Origin of the sequence: Pseudomonas putida (assembly GCF_028682395.1) — a bacterium.
Lineage (GTDB): Bacteria > Pseudomonadota > Gammaproteobacteria > Pseudomonadales > Pseudomonadaceae > Aquipseudomonas > Aquipseudomonas putida_AB.
The window spans coordinates 116424-137756 of the sequence record NZ_JANHLC010000007.1 but is presented as its reverse complement, the minus strand read 5'-3'; the positions used below and the strand labels follow the sequence as shown (position 1 = coordinate 137756).

The following is a 21333-nucleotide window of genomic DNA, read 5'->3' as shown; positions in this document are numbered from 1 at the left end:
TACCATAAATAACGAGCCATACGATTTGGCGGCCATTATCTGTTTTTTTCGACTGGGAAGTCTTGTGCTTATCGGCCCTCACCGCCGACCGGCCCGACAAAGGTCGGTATCCATGCGCCGAATAGCAGAAAAAAGGCGAAGCTGCGGGGCTTCGCCTGAGCCATTTCATAACACCGCCCGCCTGCGGCCTTGACCCTCAAGGCCGGGCATCGAGCAGCAACGCCCTATCGCCCTACCCCCGCAATATATCGAACAGCTCAATGGCCTCGTGGATATGGGTGATATCCCGAGGTTCCACCGCACAATCGAGGATTCCCACCAGATTGCGCGCCGCACCAGGTGCTGTTGGGTGCAGGTGTAGGGCGCAAGAAGCGATGCGTTGATCCAGATACAGCGCCGGTATGCGGAGGGCGTGCATGTCGAGCGGACGGATTTTGGGGTGCCGGGTTGAATACACCGACCAGCCCAAGCAAATCCGTCGCGAAAAACGAGAGATAATCTGGCAGCTCACCGAGCGACACAGCATTTATTGCGCACGAAGCAAATTCAGCCTGTCTATTAAGGCCAAGCGCAAAGTCGAGTACGGCAACGCGCAGGCGCAAGCCACGATTGAATCAATCATGGCGCTCGACCCAGTTCCTGCTCGCAGTTGAAGTGTGTAGTGTTGAGGCCTATCGCACCTCTTTAGGTGCAGGCAAAAAATTGAAGTCTGTGAGTAACTTGAATTTTATTTACGGGGCGCATCTTGAGCAATAACCACCAACTTTTTTCGCAACCACTGACGATTGCTCAAGCCTTAGAGCAGGCCAATGCTCATTGGCATGCTGGGCAAGCGCCCCAGGCAGAACAGCTCTGCTTACGAATACTGCAAGTGGCGCCCTTACAAGCGGATGCCCTGAACCTTTTAGGGATGATGATGCTTGCCTACGGCAAGCTGGATACAGCGCTCGACTATATACATAAAGCCAGCCAGTCACCTGATGCGCCGGCAGCCATTCATAGCAATTTGGCCGAGCTTTACCGGCAAAAAGGTTTGTTGATCAACGCCGAACAAGCCGCGCGACGAGCCATAGAGCAAGACCCAACATTTGTTGCAGCATGGACCAATCTAGGGATTATCTTGCAAGAGGCCGGAAAATTCGACGCCAGCCTAGAGTGCCTTAACTGCGTGACATCCTTGCAGCCGGACAATGCTGAGGCGCACAACAATCTGGCCAACACCTACAAGCTCTTGGGGGATCTGAGCAACGCTAAACATAGCTATCAACGCGCTTTAGAGTTGCGTCCAGACTACGCTGTGGTGCACAGCAATCTCGCGGTTCTGCTCAACGACTTGGGCCAAATTGATGAAGCGGTGGCTTCTGCCAAGCGAGCGATCGATCTCAACCCACAACTGGCAGATGCCTACTTGAACCTGGCTCAGATCGAGTTGTCACGCATGCGTTATGCCGATGCCCAGCACTGGGTCAATTCAATCTTGGGATTTTCGCCACAGCATGTCGGCGCGCTCACGGCACAAGCTCATCTAATGGTAGTCAGTCAGCGTTATCAGGAAGCCGTCACCTGTGCCCGCCAGGCCTTGGCCATTGCCCCAGACAGCGCCAATACACATAAGACGCTGGGCAGCGCATTGCATGCGTTAGGGCAGCATGCAGAGGCCGAGCAAGCGTACCTGCGAGCAGCCGAGTTACCCGGCACGGTCGCCGAGGAGGCCTTGGTTGCACGCGCCATTTTACTCTTGGAAATCGGTGATAAGGACGCCGCAACGGCTGCTTTTGAGCAAGCATTGGCGCGCTTTCCTGGCTCGCTTCGGGTGATTGCTTCCCGGGGCGACAGCAAATTCTATCAAGCAGCAGACCCCGATATTGCAATCATGGAAGCTGGGTTGGCGGGCGAACCTACACTACCGTCGGCTGAACAAATAATGCTGCACTTCTCGCTTGGCAAAGCGTATCTGGATAGTGGTGATTCGGATCGCGCTTTTGCCCATCTGAACCGTGGCAATGCGCTTAAGCGGGCTTCGCTCAGTTACGATGCAGCACAAACCAGTACATGGATGCGGGATATTGCCGCGACTTTCACCCCTGCCGTGATGGATCGGTTCAAGGGTGCGGGGGTGGCCTCTCAACGACCGATCTTCGTTATCGGCATGCCACGCTCTGGCACCACATTGATTGAACAGATTTTAGCCTCACATCCCGACGTTTATGGCGCCGGGGAGTTACAAGCACTTAACCAAGCAGTGACGCGTGCGGGCAGTTTCCCCTATGACCTCGCGAACTGGAGCAATAGCAACCTTGCGCAAGTCGCCAGTGATTACCTTGAGCGGATCAATCGTTTAGCACCGAATGCCTTGCGGGTCATTGACAAGCTACCGGGAAACTTCCTCTATGCCGGATTGATTCCCCTGTTGTTGCCCGGCGCACGCATAATCCACTGCCGCCGCGATCCGATTGATACGTGCTTGTCTTGCTACAGCAAGCATTTTGCCGGCGAACAGTTATTTGCTTATCAGCTGGATGAGCTGGTCCAGTTCTACCGTGACTATCAGATGCTGATGGCGCAGCTACGCCCAATACTGCCGCCGGATCAGTTTATCGAGGTTGACTATGAAACGGTGGTGGACGACCTTGAAGGCCAAGCACGGCGGCTGATCGACTTCATCGACTTGCCTTGGAACGACGCCTGCCTAGCCTTCCACGAAACCCGCCGCATGATACGCACAGCCAGCGTCGCTCAGGTGCGCCAGCCAATCTACACCTCATCTAAAGGCCGCTGGCACCAGCACGCAGCGCACCTCGCTCCCTTATTGATCGAACTGGGCATGGAGCAGGTATGAACCCAGCCACCCAAGATCTCGAAGCCATTCACCAGCAAGTTAACCTGCTCTTGCAAGCCGAACGCTGGCCCGAGGCCGAAGTAATGTTACGCCAGGCAATGGCCTTCGGCTCGGGGCCCATTCCGTTGTGGCGCCAGTTGTATGTTGCGTTCCGCCAGCAAGGAAAAATCCTTGAGGCGACGCAGGTGCTGGACATGATCGCTCAGGCCACGCCAGGCGACTTAGGCGCGCGCTTCGATCTCTCCGAGATGCTGTTGCTACAGGGAGAATTCACCCGGGGTTGGAGCGAATACCGCTTCCGCTACCGGCTTGAGCACACCCGCATGCTCGAACGCCATATCCAAAAGCCGCGCTGGGAAGGCCAGCAAATAGAAGGTAAGACCCTGCTGATACATAGCGAGCAAGGTTTTGGGGACACCTTTCAGTTCTTGCGGCTGGTAGAGCGCGCGCGCCAGCAAAGCGGCGCACAGATTATTCTGGAAGTGAATCCTGAGTGTTATCACCTAGCCCGCAGGCTTCTTGGCCATGATCATCTGCTGGAACAAGGCACACTCCTGCCGCCCTTCGACTTCCATTGCGCACTTATGAGCCTGCCGGCAGCACTCGGTTTGCAGCTGGAGCAACTGCCGGGAAAGATGCCCTACCTGTTTGCCGCTCCAGAGCGACTGGAAAAATGGCGGGCACGTTTGGCCGACCTACCGCGCCCATTGGTAGGTTTGGTCTGGGCTGGCAGACCTGAAAACGGCAACGACAAACGCCGCTCGATGACGCTTGCCGATCTTGCGCCGCTGGCGCAAGAGGGCATTACCTTCTTGGCATTGCAAAAGGGCCCCGCAGCAGAACAAGCTGCCACACCGCCACCGGGAATGTCGCTGCTGTCTCTGAGCGATGAAATCCAAGATTTTGATGACACCGCCGCCATTCTGAGCTTAATCGACACGCTCATTTCGGTGGATTCCTCGCCGGTCCATTTGGCCGGGGCGCTTGGCCGCCCAGCTTGGGTTTTACTGCCTTTCATGCCTTGCTGGCGCTGGCTACTACAGCGCGACGACTCGCCGTGGTATCCCAGCCTGCGCTTGTTCCGCCAACCTGCTTATGGGCAATGGCAAGCCGTCATACAAAATGTTGCCTTGGCATTGAAAGCGTTGAAGGACCAGGCTTGATGCGCCCACCGCACGCCCAGGTAGTGATTGAGTCCTGGCGACCGGAATACAACGAAGAGCGACCCAAGAAAAGGCTTGGTGGATTAACCCCATTCGCCAATGCCGAGCAACTGGCCTCGAAAGCCGTTACGTTGACCCAGGGCTCTAAACCCAGCTGCTAGTGAAGACGCGGAGACGTTGCTGGCTATGTGCCATTTTACATTTGTCTGTTACATAAATTTCCGGCAAGCTAGCACATACGCATGCTAGGCCTCAAAAAAGGCCAATCGCTAGTTGGTTTGATCGCGGTTATGCCAATGACTTGGCTAGCCACTTAAAAATTTAGATTACCGGCTTTCGGTGCATAGCGCAGAGAGTGTTTAAAGCGTAGCCCTGTGATTGAACATGCGGGTGAGTGTTTCGACTACAGGTGTTTTGTCTAGGCCAATAGCATATGCAGATGCGACGGGCTAAGTAAAAATATCAGAGGCCAGGATGTCAAAAAAAATAAAATCAACTGCACTTTCAGCAAATAAGCAGAACATTCTGGGCTTATCGGTAGGGGCGGCGATTTCGTTGCTAACCACTACGGATATCTACGCAGCTTGTATTCACCTTAGTACCAACTCAACCGTGACCGGGACGACAGATTGTGTAACTTGGACAGGCGGAGATCTGACTCTGACCAGTGCTGGAACACTCTCATCAACCGGTTCTGCGCCCGTAACGGCACTTAACTCTGCAGCTATCTTGACCAACAACGGCCTGCTTGAGGGCACAGACGCGCCAGCCTTGCTAAACAGTGCAAGCTCACTGGTGGTTGTGAATAACAATAGGATTATCAGTAACACAGAGGGAATCAGTAACAACGGCACTATCACATCACTGACCAATAATACCGCCGGAACTATTTCCGGAACAGTGGTGGGCATTCAGAACAATAACTTAATCACAGCGCTGACTAACAGCAATCTAATCTCTGGCGGAATCGGCATTAGCAATGCTGGCACTGTATCGACGCTGACCAACAGCAACACAGGCCGCATCACTGGCGCGCATATTGGCATCAAGAACACTGGCACTATTGCAAGCCTTACGAATAGCGGGGCTATTACCGGCACCAGTTATGGCGTTCAGTCCGATAACAACAGTAGCATCACAACATTTGAGAACACCCACACCGGCACCATTGCAGGTGGCACCGCCATCCTGCTTGGTAACCTGGCTCCCACTGGCACGGTGAGCGTTAACACCTTGACCAATGCTGGCAGCATCACAGGAACGACCAACGTCGGTGTCGGCACCAGTACTAATGGCACCATAGGCAGCCTGATCAATACCGGCCTCATCACTGGAGCTACAGGTGGTATCGGCAACGCCGGCACTATAAGTGCGGTGGATAACAGCGGGACCATATCCAGTAGCGGTTATGCGGTTTACAACGCGGCCAGTGGCACACTAGGCCCGATTGCCAACAGTGGCTTGATTGCTGGCACGATCTATAACGGCAGTAGCAGAGATTTAATCATCAATGGCGGCAGTGGCTCGACATTTGGTATTCTGACCAATGTTAGTGGCAATATTGACAGCGCCAGCGTCGGGAATATCTCCAGTAACAATGCCAGCGTGCACTTCAACTCCGGCAACCTGTTGCTCAATGACAACGTCAGCGTTGGTTCCAATACTGTCAGCAATGCCGGTGCGACGCTGCAAGTTAATAATCAGATTAATATCACTGGCAATTACGCTCAGGCGGCGCCGGCAACATTGTTGATCGGTGTTGGCGACTCGGCTGTGAGTAACGGGGCGACTTCAGATACCGGCTACGGCCGTCTGGTTGTGAGTGGTGCAGCAACTATTGCGAGTGGTTCGAGCGTCTCGCTCAAGGCGCTCAATAGCTACGGTTTTGCTGTCGGGCAGCGCTATGTGGTGGTGCAGGCCGCTACCAACGGTACAAACTACAATGCTTCCGATTTGCTCTATTCGGCTTTCGGCTATGGCGGCAGCGTCACAGGCAGCACGCTGATCGAGGGTAACACCAGCAATCTGTTGCTGACCCTTGGGTCAGGCGGTAGCACTTCACCAGCAATTCAGGCAACCACGCCGAACGCTATCTCGGCGATTTCCGGACTGTTTAACTACAACGGCACCGACGCTAGTCTGCTCAACGTTTTCAACGCGTCTGCTGCGCTCGGCTCGACTGCCGAAGCCAACCGCGCCGGTGCGCAGTTAAGCCCGGCCTGGGGCGCGATGGCGGCGAGCCAAGCGTCGACGGCCCCCACACAGATGGTGCTCAATGTGTCTAGCGCACGCCTGGATGGCATGCGAACTGCGCAGGCGCTAGGGGGTAGCGGTGTGGCTACTGGCGAAAGCGCCAGCGATACTGCGTTGTGGGGCCAGGCATTCGGGGGTAAAGCCACTCAGGATCAGCATGACGGCACCTCCGGCTATAGCGCCGACTACAACGGCATGCTGTTCGGCAGTGACCACCAGATCAATGATGCGTGGCGTATCGGTGGCCTGATCAGTTATGCCAATACGTCTGTCGACAGCAGGGATGACAATGCTGGCAGTTCGGTCAAAGTGAAGTCCTATGGTCTGATTCCTTATGCCAGCTACACGGCCGACGACTGGTATCTGAATCTATCGGGCGGTGTGGTACAGCACAAATACAACACCCGGCGCCTGATTAACTTCACCGGGGTCAATGGCGTCGCCAATGGCGATTTCAACGGCTTGCAATCGGTGTTAGCGACGCAGGTCGGTTATCCGATCCGACTGGATGAGCAAACCGTGCTGACGCCGATTGTCGGCCTCAATTACAGTAGGCTCAAGCAGGATGGCTACACCGAAAGCGGTGGCGCGGGTGCTGCGCTGTCAGTGAAATCAAGCAAGAGCTATTCATTGACCAGCGATCTAGGGGCTAAGTTGGAACGGTCGTTTGACACATCCTATGGCCGCATAGAACCGTCTGTACAACTGACTTGGCGTCATGAAAACAGGGATACGCGACTGCGTTCGGTTGCCAATTACGCAATCGACACCAGCGGCAGCACCAGCTTTACGACGCGCAGTTCAATCCCGAACAGCGATACGGGCATCATGGCACTGGCGGCAACCCTCACGAGCAAGGACAACCTTTCAGTTGCCGCGCGATACACCGTCGAGGCGGCTTCCGGTTATACGGCGCAGATGGCGGAATTACGTTTGCGTTATGAGTTTTAGATGCTCAGTCCCGGCGCTGGCTGGGGGCAATCGGAAATCCCATAGGCTTGGATACGATTGTTTGCAGATTGATGCTTAGGAGTTCAGGCCGTTAAGGGTGTTGAGCCTGCGGCCTAAGCTGTAAGCGTCGATGTAGGCACGGTGAACCTCGTCATAATTGAGGTGGACATGACTGACTTCGACCAGCGTGTAGCGCCACATCACGTGAGTGCCGTGAGCCGTGATCGCATCGATGTCATAGTGCTCGCCAGCGTCTTTGCCGTGCAGTGGACAACGGCGCGTAGCCAGTGACTGGGGTCGCACCTGGCCCCTTTCCTGTGCTTGCGCTACAGGCGTGGATACACGCCGGCGCTGAGGGCTGAGGGCTGAGGGCTGAGGGCTGAGCGTTTACAAGGCCCGCCCCAAGCGCCAATGCCCCAGCACCGCCATCCACAGCACCACCAGCGCCCCGGCCAAGGCCACGTTAAATCCGGCCGATGCGCCCCATTGGTCGACCACCTGGCCCGACACCAACGCGCCTAGCGCCACGCCGATATTCAAGCCGGCCAGCAGCCAGGTCATGCCTTCGGTCAATTGCCGCTCCGGCACGCGCTGCTCCACCAGGGACATGGCCACGATCATGGTCGGCGCAAAGAACAGCCCGGCCACAAACACCGCCGCCGCCAGTGCCGGAATGCTGCTGACCAGCACCAGCGGCACCGTGGTCGCCGCCGTGGCCAAGCCCCCCACCAGCAACAGCTGCGGCAACGGCGTCGCCAGCTTGAGCCCGCCAAACAGCAGGCCCGCCAGGCAGGAGCCGACGGCATAAGCCGATAGAATCAGACTGGCGCTGGCCGGGGTCCCGGCCTGGCCCGCGACGGCCACGCTGGCGATATCGACGCAACCGACAATTACGCCCATGGCAACCATCAACAGGGTCAGCAGGCGCACCTGGGCCAGCCGCAGCAGCGAGGGGCTGCGCGCTGCGCCGGGTTCGCGCGGCGCCAGCGGCGGCTCACTGCCGCGCTGGAGCCACAGCCCGAGCACGCCGACGCCAAGCAGGAACGCCGCCACGAGCAGGCCGGCCTGGGGAAACAGCAGCACACTCGCGCCCACCGACAGCGGTGGGCCGAGCACAAAGCTCAGTTCATCGAGCACGGTTTCCAAGGAGAAGGCCGTTTGCAGGCTCGGCTGGCCGCGATAGATCGCCGTCCAGCGCGCCCGCACCATCGCCGACACACTGGGCATGGCGCCCGCCAGCGCGGCGCCGATAAACAGCGTCCAGTCCGGCGCCTGCAGGCCACTGCCCAACAGCACGATCAGCAGGCCCGCCAGGCCAAGCAGCGTTGCCCCCGGCAGGATCCGCCGTTGCCCGTAGCGGTCGACCAGCCGCGAGATTTGCGGCGAGAGCAAGGCATAAGTCAGCACAAAGGTCGCGGCGACCGCACCGGCCAGGACAAAGCCCTTCGCCCCCGGGACAGTAAACAATGCTCGATAGGGATTTTGCATGGTTAGCCTCGACAGCCAGGGCGGGAAATCCCGTCATGATTATTTACATACGCAATGTATGAATAAAAGCATAAATTGATACGCTGCGTATGTAAATGACCATGGGCTCGCAATCTCAGCAGCACGACCCGCTTCGCCAGATACAGCTATTGCCAGTAGCTCTGCCTCGAAGCGGCGTGACGTTGCGCGCCCCCAGTGACGCGTCGCGCCAGACATTGCGAAAGTAAGGATGGCTATCGTGTGAGTTGCTGCGCCGGGTCTTTTCAATCACCGACCTGCAACTCGCCGTAGCAAGATCGCTGATGGACCGGTATCTGCCCCGGGTCTATACGGCTTGCCTAGTGGGCCAGCGACTTGAGAGCGCACCAACTGCACGGCGTCGGCGCCTTGGTGGAACGCCTGCAAGGCCCAATCAAGGCCCTGCGCGCGCCCTGAATGGTCCACTAGTCTTTGGATTTTTCTTCGTCGTCGGTTTCACCCGTTTGCCTTTTCAATCTATTGGTCTCGCTGGTCAGCGTCGTCAACAGCACCGTACTCGCGTCACCAAATGAGGGTGTAAAGGCAACTTTCATTTTTTTGGCCCGGTGCAAGTACTTCTCGTAACGCTCCACGGCATACTTTCGCCAAGCCTCCCCATTCGTTTCCCAAGGGGCAAAATCTTCTCTGAGCGACTTATAGAAAATCACTCTGTTGTGCAGGCGGTCCCAATTTCTGAACAGATAGCGCATTTCCGAAATCGTAATGGCGACACGGCCGTCAAATTTTTTCTTATTGATGACATCGCTGTCACTTGCCATTTGGTCCAGTACGAAATGAATCTTGGCATTTGTCTCCAGAATGGAAGCCACGTATTCCAATCCAAATTTGCAACTGCGGCGAATCATCTTGAAATTGTGCGAGTCACCATTTCGACCCAACTTGCGGGCATCCAATTGCTTTACTTGGGAGGGTGGATACTTCTTGTAAAGCTCCGTGACAAAGGGCGTTCCTTCCGCTGCTTTGCCGACCCTATCCAGATGCTCCGAAAGCGCTTGAATCTGCTTATCTTGAGCCGTGTCAGGGGTATTAGGAGTGTAATAGTCGGAAAAACTGAGGATTGAGTTGTTGTTGAAGCTGTTGGCCGTTACCCATCGCCCCTCCAGTACTGCAACCGCCAGGGTCGCCGAGTTTTTCAGGTAAAAATCACGCCCGGCCTCCATCCCGTATATAAGGTCGCCACGACCTGGTTTGAAATTCCTATCGATGTCGAATGGCATGCAAGGATCCCTCCTGATAAGCGAGCTTGAATACTAGCAGCGTATAAATTGTATGAGCGAAAGCCTTGCATGCGCCCCCCTTCGCGCCACTCAGGCGTGGATTCAAATATGGCTCAAGTTGCTCACTAAGCTCCTTGAAACCGAAGCCTGCCCGAACCGTCACTTAACGGGTAAGGCCTTACCTCACCTTGACTCACCGTTTTTGCGCAAAGGCTGGTTTTTCCACAACTAATCGCTGGAAAAACTGCACTTCTTACCCCCAAGGCTGGTGACTGGTCACGCAATGAATACCGCCGCCGCCCGCCGCAATCGCGTCGATATTGAGTTGCACCACCTCGCGGTCCGGATAGAGTGTGGACAGCAGCGCCAAGGCCCGGGCGTCGGCGCTTGGGTCACCGAATTCGGGAGCGATCACCGCGCCATTGATCACAAAATAATTGATATAGCCCGCGGCAAAATCCGGGTTGCCGCGATTGAATTTGCTTTTGCGCGGGTTGAGCGGTGGCGACAGGGTATGCACCTGCAATGCGCGGCCATCGGCGTCCGTGGCGTTTTGCAGGATTTCCAGGTGCCGGCGCGTGACCCTGGCATCGTAGGATTCGGGGTCAGTATCGAGGTTGGCAATCACCACCCCCGGCCGGACAAAGCGCGCGTAGAAATCCACATGGGCATCGGTGATGTCCCGGCCCTTGATCCCCGGCAGCCAGATGATTTTGCGCAGGCCCAGGCGTTCCTTGAGTTCCTCTTCGACCTCGGCCTTGCTCCAGTCGGGGTTGCGGTTGGCGTTGACCCAGCTGCTTTCAGTCATGATCCCGGTGCCATGGCCATCGACCTCGATGCCGCCGCCCTCGCCCAGCAGTTCGCTGCGGATGTGCCGGGCATTGGCGTCAGCGGCCACCCGGGCCGCGACCCGGGCATCGTGCTGATGCTGCTGTTTGTCGCCCCAGCCATTGAAGTTGAAATCCACGGCGCCCAGCGTGCCCTCCTCGTCAATCACAAAGTTGGCGCCGATATCGCGCATCCAGATATCGTCCAGCTCGGTATGGATAAAGCGGGTATTACGTGTCCCGCACAGTTGCTCGGCCAGTTGGCGCTCACGTTCGCGGCACAGCACCGTGACCGGCTCATACCGGGCGATGGTGCGGGCGATCAGGCCAATGGCCGCCTGCACATCGGCGGTGAAGTCCGCCCAGATCGCCGGCTGGGCACCAAAGGCCACAAAGGCCCGGCGATGGCGGTCGCCCTCATCCGGCATCCACCCAGCGCCACCACTGGCCGCTTGCACACGAGTAGGCGTCAGCCCCAGGCCAACGGACAGGGCTGCGCCCAGACCGGCAACGGCCGAGACCTGTTGGATAAATTGACGACGCGTCGACATGGGGAATTTCCTGAAAAGATGAGCGCAAGGATCGGGGCCCACCATGAGTCTAGGCTCCGCACAACGGCGCGGTGGCGGAGCTTGCTCCGCCCCATGACAATGCCTTCGAGTTAAGCCATTGTGTTCAGCAGAATCCGCCCTCACCGCGCCGACCTGCATGCTACGGCTAGGGTTGGCGGCGAACAAACGATGGATTTTGCCCAGAACTGATTAGAGGTGCTTATCGATATGCTCAAACACTGGCCACCGCTCAACACGTTGCGCGGCTTTGAAGCCGCGGCTCGCCTGGGCAGCTTTCACAAGGCCGCCGAAGAGCTGCACCTGACCCAGTCGGCCATCAGCCAGCAGATTCGCAGCCTGGAAGCCTACCTTGAACAGCCGCTGTTCTTTCGCAGCGGGCGCAGCGTCAGCCTGACCGATGCAGGGCACGACCTACTCAGCACCACCCAGGCCCTGCTCCAGCAACTGGCCGTGGGCATTCGTCGCCTGGGGCAATACCAGAAACCCAACCAACTGGTGCTCAACACGACGCCGGCCTTTGCCCGCCATTGGCTATTGCCACGTCTGGGGGATTTTCGCCAACGACATCCAGAGGTGGATCTATGGATCTACAGCACCGATGAAGTACCGGACATGACCACCCAGACCATCGATATCGCCCTGCGTGACGACATCAGCTCCCAGGCCGAGTGCAGCTTCAGGGTACTGCATGCCGACCGCCTCTACCCGGCATGCCACCCAAGCCTGCTGACCGTACCCGCGGCCCAGCGCGCCACCTTGCATGGCGAGCGGGAAATGGACTGGAATCATTGGGCGGTGCAAACCGGTATCGCGGTCGGCCAGCAGGCTCAGGGGCTGAACTTCTCCGACCCGGGCCTGCTGCTGGATGCCGCCTGCGCCGGGCTCGGCATCGCCCTGGTCAGCCAGTTGTTGAGCCAGCAGGCCCGCGCCAATGGGCTGCTGCAGCCGTTGGTGGAGCAGACCGTGCGCGGTCCGAACTGGGCCCTGTTGACCCACCGCGACAGCGAGGAGAGTGCCCGCAGTTTTTGCGCGTGGCTGCTTGAACACTTGCCGTCCAGCGGGGCGCCAGGCGAGTCCGTCGCCCGGCCCGGGGCGTCGCTCAGAACGCCCTGACCAGCGCCGCCGCGACAATACCGGCAGCAATCGCTGGCAACGGCTTTTTCACCAGCAACATCACCACTGCCGTACTGAGCAGGGCCAGGCGCGCGCCATTGTCGCCCGCCACAGCCAGGGGCGTGAGCAGCGCAACCAGCACCGAGCCGGACATCGCGCTGATAAACAACTGCACGCGATACCCGATGGGCACGAACGACATGATAAAGACGCCGCCCCAACGCGTGGCCAGGGTCACCAGGGCCATGACGGCAACAATGATCAGCGGGCCGTGCCCCGTGGTTTCAATGTTCAATTTTCTTCTCCACCCAGAACGCGCCCAGAATGCCGCCCGCCAATGCCCCGACCACCACATGGCTGTTCTCTGGCAAGTACCAGTAGGCCAGCAGGGACGAAGCGGCGGCCACGCACCAGATCACCAGAATGCGCAGATTCTTCTGCCCGCCAATCACCATGGCCAGCAGAAAACAGCCCATCACCATATCCAGCCCCAGGCTCACCGGGTCGCGGATGGCGCTGCCAAAGTACAGGCCCAGCCAGGTGCCCAGGATCCAGGTCGACCACAGCGCCAATCCGCCCCCCAGGACCAGTCCCAAGCCCGCCTCGCCACGGGCAAAGGCCTGCATGGCCATGGCCCAGTTGGCGTCGGACACCACCAGCATCACGCCATAGCGCTTGGCCCGGGGCAGCTCGCGCAACCAGGGATAGAGCGTCGCGCCCATCAGCAAATGGCGGGCATTGACCGCAAAGACCGTCACCATCAGCGGCACCAGGGGCACCTGCGTGCCCCACAGCTTGAGCACGGCAAACTGCGACGCACCGGCAAACACCAGGGTGCTCATGGACAGGATCGACACTTCGTCCAGGCCGGTCTGTACCGCCGCCAGGCCGAAGGCCACGCCAAAAATCACCACAAAAACAGAAATGGGCAGCAGCTTCTTGAAGCCCGCCAGCACATCATCGCGTTGCAGCCTGGCCGCACCCTTTTCAATCGATAACAAAACACAACCTCCGTCACAGGGTAGCTGTCGTCCCGGGGGTAAACCGAGTCCGAAATGCCAGATTGCCTACCGACACCGCCCCACTTGCGTGGATGCGGCGGGCCGATACTATCGCCCGGGCGCAAGCATCAGCAAAGCGCATTATTCGCGACATATAAATTCGCTAAGCGAATACATCCTCGACCAATAAAACGCAGCAGGGCCAGCGTGACGAGCTGGCTCGAGCAACCGCTGGTTCGGGGCGGTTCGCGGTTGTTCGTCATTGTGTGAAACCGTGGTTGCTCTAGCGCAAAACCGAAAAGGCTCGACAGCCTGTCGAGCCTTTTTATCAAGGCCAAAGAAGACGGTTTCTCCCCTCAGGCTCGCCATTTGCCTATTCACCGCGCGGCTTCCATACTGGCCCATTTATAGCTCTTATCATAAGAGCCTTGAAGGAGTACGCGGAGATGCGCTCAAAGGGTTTTGACGGGATGGTGTGCTCGATCGCCGGCGCGCTCGCGGCCATGGGCGATCGCTGGGGGCTGCTGATCCTGCGCGACCTCACCTTGGGCATCAGCCGCTACGAAGACTTCCGGCGCTCCACGGGCATCACCAATGCCACGCTGAGCGATCGGCTCAAGCACCTGGAAGCCAGCGGCCTGGTGACCCGGCGCCGCTACCAGGTCAAACCGGAGCGCTATGAATACCTGCTGACCGCCAAGGGTACTCAGGTCGCGGCGCTGATGCCGGTCCTTGCCCAGCTGGGCGACGCCCTCGGCGTCTGCGGCACAGCCCAGCCGCCGCTGGTGTTTGTCAACCGCAAGACCGGCGCGCCAGTGCGCAGCCGCTTTGTCGACCAGCACACCGGCGAACTGCTGTCGGCTGCCGATGTGGCGGTCACTGCCGGGCCGGGCGCTGACGATCTGGTGCGCTGGCGCCTGTCCCATCTTGAGCGCGCCCCTCTCGACACTGACGACGCAGCCCCTCCGCCCACGCTTGCGCCTGGCGAATAGCGCGCAACACGGCGCAGGTGCGCAAAGCACTTCTACGCCGCGCCCAAGTCGGTCTGCCCCGAGAAACCCGAATCAGCCACTCACGCGACTTCAGGCTTGCCCATGGGAACCCTATGTGCCGTGAACTCGAGCCTGGCCCACCCGACTTCGCTTGCCCTGCCCCCCTCCAGACCTATCAGCCGGCCCTTCGCCGTTCGCTGACGATCAAACCGCTGCAATCACTCCACGTCCCTCGGCCCCGTACGAGCCAACAGCTACGGCGTCCTTCGCGATCAAACGCTTGCCAGCCAATCACTACAATGATAAGAGTATGTTACTTCAGTAATTAGAGTTACTGATTTTACTGGCGTTAAACAGCGCTTTCGCCGATATCTCGTTGAGTAATGGAGTGAGTCATGTCGTTCAGCACCCGCAAAATTTTTGTGATCGGCGCCACCGGCGCCCAGGGAACCCCGGTTGTACGCGGCCTGGTCGCGGACGGGAAATACGAGGTGCTCGCCCTGAGCCGAGACGCCAGTTCCACGCGAGCACAGGCGTTGCTGGCGCTGGGGAATGTGGCGATTCTCGAAGGCACATTTGCCGATGAAGCCGTACTTCGCGAAGGCTTTCGTCAATGTGACGGCGCCTATATCAATATCGACGGGTTCAACACCGGGGAAAAAACCGAGATGTTCTGGGCGATCCGCGCCTATGAAATCGCCATTGAGGAAGGCATCAAATTCTTCGTCTACGGCAACCTCGACTACGTGCTGAAAAAGTCCGGCTACGATTCGAAATTTCGCACGGGTCATTACGACGGCAAGGGTCGGATCGGCGAATGGATCCTGGCGCAGAACCCGGCCAATGAGCGGGTGATGGGCGCGGCGGTCTTCACGACTGGGCCATATATGGAAATGGCGTTTTCCCCCATGACCCCAATGACACCCGCAATCGAAGACGGCGTACTGACCTGGCGAACGCCGCTTGGCGAAGGCGCGGTGGCGCATGTCGCGCTGGAGGATTGTGCTTATTACGTGCGCTGGCTGTTCGATAACCCCGAGCGGGCCAACGGGATGAATCTGGAAGTGGCCATCGAGCCGGTTCGCTATGCCGACCTGGCTGCGGCCTTTACCCAGGTCACCGGGCACCCTGCGCAATACATCGACACCGCCCTCGATCAGTATTTCGAAGGGCCGCTCAAGCCCATGGTGGACCGCCCTGCCGGTTACAACGCCGACCCGCAAGACAAGAGCACGATGAGCTTTCGCGACAACTTCACTGGCTTCTGGAACATGTGGAAATACGACATTATCCGCCGCGACTACGCCCTGCTGGACGAGATCCACCCCAACCGGATTAAGACCGTCGAGCAGTGGCTGATTCGCCAGGACGCGCTGGGTCGCGAACAGGGCATTGGCGGGCTGTGGGAACGCTTGCAACCGGCCAGTTTCTACCAGTCCAGCTCCGTCCTGAAAAACAGTGATGACATGCGTCGCGGTATACGCGGACGGCTGTAACACGTTTCAAGCCAGGTGCCTGCGTTATCACTGAGCGGCACGGGCCAGGCGCTGGCCCGTATCGCGAGACTCAATCAGCGTTGACCTGCAGCGCCTGCAACAAAAACTCCAGTGAATCCGGCGCGCCACCATAGCGCTTGTCCGTGTGCGGCTCATCCCAGGGCATGCAGTCATCCGTACAGAAGTCCCCGATGCACGCCATGCTCCGCTCACCTTCGAGCAGCCCAAGGGGAATCCAGAAATACGGCGACTCGCGCAGCACATTGGGCACGGTCGAGCCGCACTGCGAGCAGAAATCGTTCCGATAGCCACTGGGTTTGCGCCAACTGGTAATCGCCGCCTGCCCCGCCGTCCATTGAAAGTCGTGAGCCCTGACCAGCGTGGCGAGATTATGGCCAACCCCGGTTTGCAGGCGGCACAAGCTGCAATGGCAGCGATAGAAAAAGCGCGGTTCAACCGCAATGGAAAACTGAACCGCGCCGCACAGACAGTGCCCTGATGCCATGATGGCTCCTTGGAGGAAAAAATCGACTGTTTCGCGGGTGGGTGGCGCAAGGGAAGTGGCCGGCGCCATCATAATCGTCGCGCTCGCCTGGTGCGTCAACAATGCCCGCAGTCGCGACAGTTATCCCAAATACAGGCTGTGAGCCAGCTCTGCACCGCGATAAACGCCCAGGCACGACGACCTGACGGAACGGCGAAATAAACCTGACCCTTCATTCCAGACACGGACGATTGCCATGCAGATACGCACACTCACCCACGACGAATTACCCAGCGCTAGCGCCCTGTGCCTGAGCGCGTTCACCCAGGCCGTTGCGCCCTCGCTTTCCACGCAAGGGGTGGAAACCTTCGCCAAGGTAGCCACGGCGCAGGCGTTTGCCGAGCGCATGAAGGGCGACAATCTGATGCTGATCTGCGTCGCGGATGACGAGATAGTCGGGCTGATCGAGCTCAAGGAGGGGCGCCATGTGGCGATGCTCTTTGTCGCACCGGGCTGGCAGCGCAGAGGCATTGGCTTGCGCCTAATCAACGCGGCACTCGCCCAGGCGGCGAGTGAGGTGGTGACGGTACGGGCTTCGTTATCGTCGGTCGCGGCCTACCAACGCTACGGCTTCGTCATAAAAGGGGACGTGGGCGAGTACGCCGGGCTGGTCTATCAGCCCATGGAAAAGCAGCTCGATTGATTCGCAAACGTAAAAGGGGCCGATTTAGTCTACGTCCCCCTTTTTTCGTTGCGACGCTGCGCCTGTGACGCGCGTCGAAAACATCCGCGGTGAAGGGCTGTTTCAGGGCAAACACAGCCTCTCACCCAAGGCCACGACTGGCCCACAATGGACGCGCATCGGCGTCCTCGAGTCGTAGGGCGCCCCTCTTTCCCGCTGCTCCAGCCGTGTTCCCAGACAACTGAGGGGACGCCACCCCACTACTCAACCATCAGCCCGCGACGCACCCTGCCCGCTCTTTTGTAAGCTCTAACCACCGTGTTGGTCTCACAGGAAATAATCCCCTCCAGCGCCCCCATCCGCGCCGTCGAGACGCTCCACAGATCATGAATATCGCGACAGAGCACGTGCCAAAACAGCTGCGAACGTCCGCTGGTACCAAACAGGCAACGGGTGTGTTCATCCTTGGCCAGCTCCAGAGCAATGCTGTCCGCCGCACCCGGTCGCGTGTGCAGCGATAGAATCGCTTCGACCCCATAACCGACCAACTGGGGCTCGAGTTCCACACGAAAGGTCAGTGCATTACTGTCGACCAGCGCGCTGAGCATGCGCTGAACCTTCGGCTCGCTGACGCCACAGGTTTCAGCCAGCACACCGAGGCTCGCCCTGCCATCGAGCAGCAACGCCCCCAGTAGCCGCTGCTCATCAGCATTGAGGCTCATGGCCCCGGTAAGCACCGACTCAGGCTCAGTCGGCACCGAACCGTCAATGCGCCAGCGACTGGCGCGTCGGAACGACCTCAGTACCACCTGCGATTGAACCTGCTTTACCCCCGGCACCAGCGGCAACTCTCGCACCACCATGTCAGAAAGCGCTTCGACACTCTGCAGGTTGAGCTCGGTGAAGATGTCGAACTCACCCGTGGTCGCCATGACCACCCGCGCCTGTGCCAACTGCGCCAAGTGTTCCGCCACTTCCATCTGGCGCCCGTCAGCCACCCGAATCCACGCATGCAGCACCGGACCGCCACCGACGACAACCGGGTCAAGCTCTCCGATCACCCGGATATATCCGCTGTCCATCAACCGTTGAAGGCGACGCGAAAGGGTTCGCTCCGCCACATCGCAGCACGCACTCAGATCCCGCCAGGTGCCGCGAGGGTTGGCTTGCAGCGCTATCAGGCAGGCCAAATCCGTATCATCCAGCACGAAATGTCTTTTTTCATCAATATCATCGATTGACGAGACCATATTCTTACAATACCTTCCATTTGATGGCCAAAATACAACAAAACAAGGCTGCGCATGTCCAAATATAACTACAATTCAAAACCAAAGGCAGAAGCCAATGAATTATGCGACTCAAACTTCCCAGGCGGCAAAGCCGCAGGTCTCAATCGCGCGCAAAATTGCTGCAGGGAGCATTGGTAATGCCGTGGAGTGGTTCGATTGGACGATCTATGCGTCGTTCGCGATCTTCTTTTCAACGCAATTTTTTCCGAAAACTGACGAAACGGCATCATTGCTGGCGACTTTCGCTATTTTCGCCGTCGGCTTCTTCATGCGCCCCATCGGTGGCTGGGCGCTAGGGATCTACTCTGATCGCTATGGCCGCAAATCCGCGCTAGGGGTCACCATCCTGCTGATGGCCGGCGGGTCACTGATGATCGGCATTACCCCCACCTACGACCATATCGGTCTGCTAGCGCCGGTTTTGCTGGTGATCGCGCGACTGATGCAAGGCCTCTCGTTAGGCGGTGAATACGCGTCAGCCTCAACGTACCTGGCCGAACTGGCGCCAGACCATCGGCGCGGCTTCTTTTCGAGCTTTGTCTTCTTTAGCTCCGCCGCCGGCATTCTGACCGCATCGGCGATCGGCTGGTCACTGACCACGATCCTCACCGATGAGCAGATGCGCGAGTTCGGCTGGCGCATTCCGTTCCTGCTCGGCGCCTTGGGCGGTGTCGCAGGCATTTGGCTGCGTATGTCGGTACCTGAAACTGAAGCCTCCACGCCGCAACCTACCAAGAAAGTCGAGAAACAACCGCTGCGCACCCTGCTGCGCGATTATCCGCGCGAGACCCTGCGGATTGTCGGCTTTTCGATCCTCAGCACCTTTGCCTTTTACCTCTTCGTGATCTACATCCCAACCTATGCCATCCGTGCTCTGCACGTCGATTCCTCGACAGCGTTTGCCGCGAACACGGTGGCAATGGTCGTGTTCATGCTCGTACACCCACTCTTCGGCATGCTCTCTGACAAGTTCGGACGCAAGCCGCAGTTGATTGCTTTCGCCCTGGGCTACCTGCTGTTCTTCTACCCGATCATCACCCATATGCAGCCGACGTTTTCTTCGATCCTGCTGGTGGAGTTGTTCGGCCTGTTGCTCTATGCGCTGTATACCTCGATTGCCCCCGCAATCATGTCTGAGCAATTCCCGAGCAGCGTCCGCGCCGTCGGTATTGGTGCGCCCTACAATCTGATGGTGGCCCTGCTGGGCGGTACCACGCCCTACCTGCTGACCTGGTTGCAGAGCAACGGTCAGGAAAGCTGGTTCTTCTATTACGTGCTCGCCGGCGCCGCATTGACGCTCCTGACCTTTATCAAGATGCCAGAGACCGCCGGAAAGCCCCTGAAATAGTCACCCGCTTACACAACGCTATGTGATCCCCGTCAACGATCTTCGAGCACGGGGATACCGACTTACACATTTTAGAACCTAGAGATTATGCTCGAACGATCCGAAGCCCTTTGTTTCCAGACCGCCCTACAGATTGCCCATCTGATCGCGACCCGGCAGATCACTTCGCGCGCCGTCACGCAGTACTTTCTGGAGCGCATTGCGCGCAGCAGTGCGCTTAACGCCTTTACGCTGGTGTTCGCCGAGCAAGCCCTGGCGGCAGCCGATGCCGCCGATCAGGCGCTCGTGAGCGGTCAGCCCTTGAGTCCGTTGCATGGCGTGCCGGTGGCCATCAAGGACAGTATCGAAATGGCCAACACCGCCGCATCGGCAGGCTCGTTAAGCCGCCTGACGACTATCAGTTGCGTAACCGCCACCGTCGTCGAACGCTTGCAGGCGGCCGGCATGGTGATCCTGGGCAAGACCCAGATGACCGAATTCGCCTTCGGATTATCCGGACAGAACCCGACCCGGGGCACCCCCTGGAACCCCTGGGACGCCACGCTGCATCGCGCCCCGGGTGGCTCTTCTTCAGGCGCGGCGGTCGCCGTCGCGGCAGGGCTGGTCCCTATTGCAGTGGGTGGCGATACCGGCGGCTCGATACGGGCTCCCGCATCGCTCAATCATTTGGTCGGTTTCAAGCCGTCCAGCGGGCTCATTAGCGTGGACGGTGTGGTCCCACTCGCGCCGAGCCTGGATGTGCTGGGCCCCATCGCGCGCAACGTGTGCGACGCACAGGCGCTCACCGCAATCATGGCCAGCCCGTGTACCCACATTGGGTTGAACGTTCAGTCTGAACTGGACGATGAACAGGTGCTAGCCAAGCCAGGCAGCGTGTTCGTACTGGATCAGCGGGCGTTCCCCTGCGCACTGTCCAATGGCACCCGTCGCGTTTGGGAGCAGGTATTGACCAACCTGCACACGGCCGGTTGGACGCTCGAATACTGGGCCCCGGAGGATGAGCTATATATCGGTCGGTTGTCCGAGTACAACTCGTTGATCATTGCTTATGAGGGTTATCGCGAGTTTGGACATCTGGCACATGACCCTGCGCAGCCACTCTGGGAGGTCGTACGCAATCGAATCCTGGCGGGCGCGGATATCAGCCGAGACGCCTACGAAAAGGCCATCGCCCACCGTGCAAGCACAGCCGAGGCCTTCACACACGCGATCGGTTTATCCGGTGTGTTGATGATGCCTGTCAGCGGTCATGGTGCCCTGCCCCTTGATGACGCGGATACTCATCACGCCAGCATTGGCACCTTCAGCCGAGCCGGTAATTACCTCGGCACGCCCGCAATCGCCCTGCCCGCCGGCTTCGATGAAGCACAGATGCCGATAGGCGTGCAGCTTCTCTCCCCGGTCGGTACCGATAGGCACTTGCTGAACATGGCGAGCGCGCTGGCACCGTCACTGTTACTTGACCCGCGCACGCCTGCACTTGAGCGATGGGGGCTGTAATCCAGAGCTATAGCCGACCAGGACCTGGGCGATTGAATACGCGCCCAGGAACTATTCAGGCGCACCAACACCGGGT

At 58.7% G+C, this 21333-nt stretch carries 18 protein-coding genes and 1 pseudogene; 11 read left to right on the top strand and 8 right to left on the bottom strand.

The annotated features are described in order from the left end of the window. Window positions 1-416 precede the first annotated feature (416 nt). The 5 genes and pseudogenes from NPS46_RS17490 (at window position 417) to NPS46_RS17470 (ending at window position 7206) form a co-directional block, all read left to right on the top strand. Window positions 417-653, top strand: a complete 237-nt coding sequence (locus NPS46_RS17490) for a hypothetical protein (RefSeq protein ID WP_274109281.1) — start codon at window positions 417-419, stop codon at window positions 651-653. A gap of 92 nt (window positions 654-745) precedes the next feature. Then, window positions 746-2839, top strand: a complete 2094-nt coding sequence (locus tag NPS46_RS17485; RefSeq protein ID WP_274109279.1) for a tetratricopeptide repeat-containing sulfotransferase family protein — start codon at window positions 746-748, stop codon at window positions 2837-2839. After that, window positions 2836-4002, top strand: coding sequence for a hypothetical protein (locus tag NPS46_RS17480; RefSeq protein ID WP_274109277.1), 1167 nt, complete (start codon window positions 2836-2838; stop codon window positions 4000-4002). Before NPS46_RS17485 ends, NPS46_RS17480 begins: the two co-directional genes overlap by 4 nt. A gap of 11 nt (window positions 4003-4013) precedes the next feature. Further along, a pseudogene (locus tag NPS46_RS17475) lies at window positions 4014-4163 on the top strand (integrase core domain-containing protein); the annotation flags it as partial. A gap of 313 nt (window positions 4164-4476) precedes the next feature. After that, window positions 4477-7206, top strand: coding sequence for an autotransporter outer membrane beta-barrel domain-containing protein (locus tag NPS46_RS17470; RefSeq protein WP_274109275.1), 2730 nt, complete (start codon window positions 4477-4479; stop codon window positions 7204-7206). Window positions 7207-7281: 75 nt separating this feature from the next. Here NPS46_RS17470 and NPS46_RS17465 read toward each other — a convergent pair whose 3' ends face one another. The 4 genes from NPS46_RS17465 to NPS46_RS17450 form a co-directional block, all read right to left on the bottom strand. Further along, window positions 7282-7509 (bottom strand): hypothetical protein, encoded by a 228-nt coding sequence (locus tag NPS46_RS17465; protein WP_274109273.1) that lies wholly within the window; start codon window positions 7507-7509, stop codon window positions 7282-7284. An 84-nt stretch (window positions 7510-7593) separates the two neighbouring features. Continuing rightward, window positions 7594-8694: an MFS transporter gene (locus NPS46_RS17460; protein WP_274109271.1), complete on the bottom strand. Its 1101-nt coding sequence runs from the start codon at window positions 8692-8694 to the stop codon at window positions 7594-7596. Between the two features lie 443 nt (window positions 8695-9137). After that, a complete protein-coding gene (locus NPS46_RS17455; RefSeq protein ID WP_274109269.1) occupies window positions 9138-9950 on the bottom strand; it encodes a hypothetical protein in 813 nt (270 codons plus the stop codon). A gap of 253 nt (window positions 9951-10203) precedes the next feature. Next, window positions 10204-11328: an agmatine deiminase family protein gene (locus NPS46_RS17450; RefSeq protein WP_274109267.1), complete on the bottom strand. Its 1125-nt coding sequence runs from the start codon at window positions 11326-11328 to the stop codon at window positions 10204-10206. A gap of 228 nt (window positions 11329-11556) precedes the next feature. Between NPS46_RS17450 and NPS46_RS17445 the strand changes: the two genes are divergently transcribed. Further along, on the top strand, window positions 11557-12462 hold the full coding sequence (locus NPS46_RS17445; RefSeq protein ID WP_274109265.1) for a LysR family transcriptional regulator: 906 nt from the start codon (window positions 11557-11559) through the stop codon (window positions 12460-12462). Here the strand turns inward: NPS46_RS17445 and NPS46_RS17440 are convergent. Further along, window positions 12449-12757 carry an AzlD family protein gene (locus NPS46_RS17440; protein ID WP_274109262.1) on the bottom strand — a complete coding sequence of 103 codons (309 nt, stop codon included), beginning with the start codon at window positions 12755-12757 and terminating at the stop codon, window positions 12449-12451. The two genes, NPS46_RS17445 and NPS46_RS17440, sit on opposite strands and share 14 nt — an antisense overlap. Continuing rightward, window positions 12747-13463: an AzlC family ABC transporter permease gene (locus NPS46_RS17435; RefSeq protein ID WP_274109260.1), complete on the bottom strand. Its 717-nt coding sequence runs from the start codon at window positions 13461-13463 to the stop codon at window positions 12747-12749. The genes NPS46_RS17440 and NPS46_RS17435 overlap by 11 nt, the downstream gene beginning before the upstream one ends. A 446-nt stretch (window positions 13464-13909) precedes the next feature. Here NPS46_RS17435 and NPS46_RS17430 point away from each other — a divergent pair, with 446 nt between their 5' ends. Beyond that, window positions 13910-14455 carry a winged helix-turn-helix transcriptional regulator gene (locus NPS46_RS17430; RefSeq protein WP_274109258.1) on the top strand — a complete coding sequence of 182 codons (546 nt, stop codon included), beginning with the start codon at window positions 13910-13912 and terminating at the stop codon, window positions 14453-14455. 395 nt (window positions 14456-14850) lie between these two features. Further along, entirely contained in the window at window positions 14851-15951 is a 1101-nt protein-coding gene (locus tag NPS46_RS17425; RefSeq protein WP_274109256.1) for an NmrA family NAD(P)-binding protein, read from the top strand. A gap of 70 nt (window positions 15952-16021) precedes the next feature. On the opposite strand, the gene NPS46_RS17420 is transcribed toward NPS46_RS17425, so the two are convergent. Then, on the bottom strand, window positions 16022-16456 hold the full coding sequence (locus tag NPS46_RS17420; protein WP_274109254.1) for a GFA family protein: 435 nt from the start codon (window positions 16454-16456) through the stop codon (window positions 16022-16024). A gap of 235 nt (window positions 16457-16691) precedes the next feature. Here NPS46_RS17420 and NPS46_RS17415 point away from each other — a divergent pair, with 235 nt between their 5' ends. After that, complete coding sequence (locus NPS46_RS17415) at window positions 16692-17138, top strand: GNAT family N-acetyltransferase (protein WP_274109252.1); 447 nt, start codon at window positions 16692-16694, stop codon at window positions 17136-17138. Window positions 17139-17377: 239 nt separating this feature from the next. Here the strand turns inward: NPS46_RS17415 and NPS46_RS17410 are convergent, their stop codons facing one another. Further along, window positions 17378-18367 (bottom strand): Lrp/AsnC family transcriptional regulator, encoded by a 990-nt coding sequence (locus NPS46_RS17410; protein ID WP_274109250.1) that lies wholly within the window; start codon window positions 18365-18367, stop codon window positions 17378-17380. A 97-nt stretch (window positions 18368-18464) separates the two neighbouring features. On the opposite strand from NPS46_RS17410, the gene NPS46_RS17405 reads away from it, so the two are divergent. Both NPS46_RS17405 and NPS46_RS17400 read left to right on the top strand, forming a co-directional pair. Continuing rightward, window positions 18465-19757: an MFS transporter gene (locus NPS46_RS17405; protein ID WP_274109248.1), complete on the top strand. Its 1293-nt coding sequence runs from the start codon at window positions 18465-18467 to the stop codon at window positions 19755-19757. An 87-nt stretch (window positions 19758-19844) separates the two neighbouring features. Then, window positions 19845-21257, top strand: coding sequence for an amidase (locus NPS46_RS17400; RefSeq protein ID WP_274109246.1), 1413 nt, complete (start codon window positions 19845-19847; stop codon window positions 21255-21257). Window positions 21258-21333 lie beyond the last annotated feature (76 nt).